The sequence below is a fragment of the Syntrophales bacterium genome (assembly GCA_030655775.1).
Classification (GTDB): domain Bacteria; phylum Desulfobacterota; class Syntrophia; order Syntrophales; family JADFWA01; genus JAUSPI01.
This window is the reverse complement of record JAUSPI010000039.1, coordinates 1-5004: the sequence shown is the minus strand read 5'-3', so window position 1 is coordinate 5004 and position 5004 is coordinate 1. Positions and strand designations below refer to the sequence as shown.

General features: G+C 42.2%; 2 protein-coding genes. One reads left to right on the top strand and one right to left on the bottom strand.

The genetic code is table 11. The features are described 5' to 3' along the window. Nucleotides 1–473 precede the first annotated feature (473 nt). Entirely contained in the window at nucleotides 474–2933 is a 2460-nt protein-coding gene (locus tag Q7J27_02220; protein ID MDO9527956.1) for an HNH endonuclease, read from the bottom strand. A gap of 276 nt (nucleotides 2934–3209) precedes the next feature. On the opposite strand from Q7J27_02220, the gene Q7J27_02215 reads away from it, so the two are divergent. Continuing rightward, entirely contained in the window at nucleotides 3210–4931 is a 1722-nt protein-coding gene (locus Q7J27_02215; protein MDO9527955.1) for an IS1634 family transposase, read from the top strand. Nucleotides 4932–5004 lie beyond the last annotated feature (73 nt).

The following is a 5004-nucleotide window of genomic DNA, read 5'->3' as shown; positions in this document are numbered from 1 at the left end:
CCTTTTCTGCTAAGAAAAACCATGGACAAGAAAATGAAAAAAATCTTCTCCATAAACAACAAACCCGGGTAACATCTTTTATGAGGCAACGTAACCTAAAATCTCTCCCCCTTCGGTAACATTTTATTATGAGTCAACTGGCTGCTGTAAATCAGTTTGATTAAAACTTTGGCATATCAGCAAATAGTTCCTTAATTTTGTCATAATGACTGCTGTAAATCAGTTTGATATCTTTTTACGCTAAACTCATAACCCAATTAAACATGATAACGTTTTTTTGTATAGGCTCACATCTTGTCTTGCGACGTGTCGGAAAGGTTTGTATCCAGAGCATGAAAACATGCCAAGGAAACAGCAAGAGCCGGAACTGCCCTATTCCGGAGTACACCCAACCGACAGATGCTCTTTTCAACCGGAACTGATAACCGATTCTGATTGCCAAAGAACATGAAATAAATATCATTCGTCACAAGTCAGGACAAATATTTTAACGGTGTGACCTGCCGGACGAATGGCGTTCTGCGGATTCCAACCACATCTTTAAGTATTTCTTTCTTAAAATCTTTGCCTTTCTTAAAATTCCTCAAGAATTGATTCTTCCCGTCGCTGTAACAGAGAACACATCCTGCCGTCAGGAACACATAGCTGTGAAAATCACAAGACGACAAATATACTTCTAAATCTTTCTTCCATTCACCAATACCTTTATTTCTTTTCCCGATAACGATGCCATCTGAAAGTTCAGGAGGTACCGGCTTAAATTCGCTTGTTCCTTCCGTTCTGACCGCATAGCTCTGCTTTACGTGCGCAACACGGGGTTTTGTGAGATCTGGGTTTCCGGAGTCATCCTTTGGGTATGCCAATATGACACCTTTATTGGCAGGAAATGTCATGTATCGATGGCCGATCCCACTGGTCTGTTTGTCGATCCTTGCCAGATTTACCACATTCCTTACACCGGTATCGAACATCTTTACCCCTATGACGGACGGAATGGAAGAACCCTCATTGTATGCAAAGTTCTCGAGTTCCGCCTTTCTAGCCTGATCCCCCGGATGATTCGAAAATCTGGAATTTTTAACGCTGTTTTTGACCGATTGGCGAATCCACTTTTTCAATCCCTCCGCTGCCGTCGTGCCAGGCTTTTCGGTATCGATTCTTTCTGTAATCATTTTCTTGAGTGAATGATGGTGGATCCTCTCAACCAAACTTCTTATTTTTGTTTCACTGGTTTCTTGTTTGAGCGTTGTGTATAGATCTGCAGCTGCGGTTCGCTTTGTCGGTTGTGACTCCGAACCTCCGTAAGGATCCTGTTTATGCGTCATGCTGTCCTTCTGGTTCCAGTTCATGCAGGTGGTATCAACTGTCACATATCCAAGCGAATCAACATCTTCAAAACCTTTCACAAAAAAGTCGTAACGGGGAACCATGGGAATACCTTCTTTACATGCCTTTGGTGCTTTTGTCCGAACGGCGTCTTTCCAGCCCCGAATGTGATAGAGAGACAGGTTCAAAGATTCAAGGGGATATGGATCCGGAAGATCTGACGCCAGAAGAACCGCGTCAAGTGCATGGTTTATCACATTGCCCTCTTTCTTTTCGGTCCACTTGCTGAAGTCTGGATAGGCTACGTTTCTGTAAAGTGCCGTATGCCGTCCACTCCTGAATCTGATTTCTGGAACTTGACCCTGTTTCCTTGAAAGTTTAAGGTTGAGGTATCTCGCAAAGGGCCGTGGACTGCGCTGTGTCTGAACGATCCTGGCATACTGGTTTGCTATGAGGCGAAGACATTGTTCTGCCTCCCATAATCGCTGAGGGTCCTGCATCAGGCTTAAGATTCCTTTTTTTACGGTATGGAAATAGTGAAGAGGCCGGTTCCTGAACTTTTTCTTCAGGTACTGTGTGTACGCTTCATATGCCTTGGGACTGATTGTCAAGGACATTGCTGATAAGCTTCGCTTACCCTTCAAGGCAGAATTGCACTGGGGGCATGCAGGAAGGATGTTGAGATAGCCGTCAAAGAAGAAATCTGCACGGGGCAGTACATGATCGCGGTCTAACAATTTTTGAGATTCACGACCGCAGTAAGCACACAAACCACCAAATTCCTCTTTCAGCATTTCGGACACGTTTCTGAAACCGTACATGGGGCCTTGCTGGTACATGTCTTCTATGAATTTATCAGAGGCTCCCTGTATATTTTTCCTGCTTCCCGCCAACAGGTCAAATGCGTTACGTTCAACGACAATCCTGTCGATTCCTTCGGGAACAAGTGGAAGTATCCGCGCCTCAATATAGCGCCATATTTTCTGGTAGGCGATCTGCTCTCTTCTTGATGTAATGTCCGACTCTGATATTGTTCGTTTGAATGGAACGGGCTTTCCTGCCAAAATTGTTTTGATATACATGGAACTGTGTTCACGGCAGTAGCGATTTCTGCCACCACTTTTCTCCATGATGTTCAGGACACCCGTTTCAATATATTTCCATGCCTTATCACGATCAAGATCACCCACGTCCGGTTTGTAGAGAAGTCCCTTGAGGTCTTTTAGTATAATGCGAGACTTTTTTCTGAGAACCTTTTTTTCTTTCTGGATGTCATCACCCGAAGCTCCGCGAAGACGTTTGCCGAGCATGCTGAGGTCATCGATGGCTATGTCCACAACACTAAGTCTGGAGCCATTATTTCTAAGTTCAGACTGAAAGACAGTATATATCTGCTGTGCGATTGCATTTCTTAGGGCGTTCTCTCTTCTCGGCGTAACATTATTACACCCTTCCCATGCACAGCGACTTGTTCCTCTATTATCGATTCTGATCAGCCGGATCTCCCGGGACGGACTCCCATATCTGTTAAGAACCTTTTCACATAATGAGAACGCTTGGGATATTTGCCCGTGTTCTTGGAAGATGACCTTTAACTCTTTTTCCAAGCTCTTGAAAAATTCTTCTCTAGCGTGAGTTTATTACGAAAATAGCCCCAACAGACCTACCCATCCACATTTGCTCAATAATATTCATGTGTTACGACAACCGCAAGTTCCCAGAAAATGTATACACTGATAATGTGTATCAATAATGATATGGTTATCGTCGAATAGGCAATGAGCATATTGCTTCTAACCGCTGTAGAATATAAATATAAAGTAGAATAATGTGAAAATAATACTTGACAAAATGAGGTGGTAGCATGTAATGTATACACCAATATGGCGACTATACAAAAGAGGAAATCCAGAGGGAAAACATATTGGAGCATTGTTGAGTCTCGCAGAGTCAATGGCAAGCCACGCCCCATTATTTTGGAGTATCTTGGCACTGCCGATACGCTCTTGAAGAGGTTGCAAGAAGGTGTTCCAAAGAAAGTGCGAAGCTATAGCCATGGCGCCGTCGCTGTTATGTTGGACATTGTCGAGGAGTTTAAAATTGTAGAAACAATCAATAAACATTTAAAGGCCAAACCTTTCAGGGATGGTTTCACTGTTGGCGGATCGTTATTATTGGCTGCCATTGGAAGGGTCTGCCAGCCGACAAGCAAACGCAACTGGCATGAAGGATGGGCCAGACACACAAGCCTCTCCTATCTTCTTCGAATGTCTTTGAGCAAACTGGACAGCCAGCATTTTTGGGATCAGATGGAAGCCCTGCCCACCGATGTTATTCCGCTCATAGAGCAAGATATTGTTGCAAGTTTGATGGAAAAAGAGAAGATTTCACTGGATGTTTTGCTGTGTGACACCACCAACTTTTTCACTTATATCGATTCTGCAAATCATAGGTGTACTATTGCTCAGAGGGGAAAGAACAAACAAAAGAGGATGGATCTGAGACAGTTTGGTCTGTTGCTTCTTGTTTCCCGTCAGGATCAGATTCCCATATTGCACAAGGTTTATCAGGGCAACCTACAGGACAAGACGGTTTTCAAGGAAAAATTTACCGATATTTTGAATCGGTTTAAGGCCATTTGTGGTTCGTTGGAAGAGATAACACTTGTGTTTGATCAGGGTAATAACTCCAAAAAAATGCTGAAGGAAGTAACCGGTCAGATACACTTTGTCGGGGCATTGTCTCCATATCATCATAAGGACTTAATAAAAGAGGCCAATAATTCAATGAAAAGCGTTTCGATAAACGGAAAGGATGTATTGTGTTATCGCACCCGCAAGGAGATATGGGGACTGGATCTTTCAGCAGTCGTATATATTTCGGAAAAGCTTCTCAAAGGACAAATCAGGGGCATCGAGCAGAACATAAAGAAACTATTCAACAAACTCAGTGAATTAAAAGAAAAAATTGAGATTCCCACCAAAAGGGGCAAAAAAAGAACAATGGATGATTTAAAAAAGAAAATATCATCCATGATAAGTTCTTTGAGCAATGAAGACATTATCGGTTGGGAACTCAATCATATTGCAGAAGATGCCTTTGACCTTAAGTTTTGGGTAAATAAAGAACAGTTCAATATTATAAAAGAACAATGGTTGGGAAGAAGAATTGTAATAACAAACCGCCATCAGTGGACCACCGAAGAGATTATCCTGGCTTATTGGGGACAATCAAATGTGGAGAATGCTATTAAAAAAATGAAAAATCCTTTCCATTTAGCAGTAAGACCACAATATCACTGGACAGACCAAAAAATAGAGGTTCATGGATTTACTTGTCTTCTTGCTTTCCTTATGGTTATGATAGCCTATAAGAGGGCAAAAGAAAAAGTCGGTTTCCAGGGTTCATCGCATACTTTGTTAGAAAAACTTTCTGCTATCCGGCTTGCAACATTTATTGAGAGTCCACGAGAAAAAACAAAGGGGCGATATAAAGCCCACTATAGGTTTGAAGAAATGGACCCTGATATCTACGAACTTGCCAGGGGCATGAATTTAACGGAAATGAAATTGAGAACCAAAATACCTTTCAGTGTATACAAATAATCTGCCTATTTATGCTTATATTTTCGTTATGTTATACACGTTTATGCCCATGTGCTTAATAAACTCACGCTAG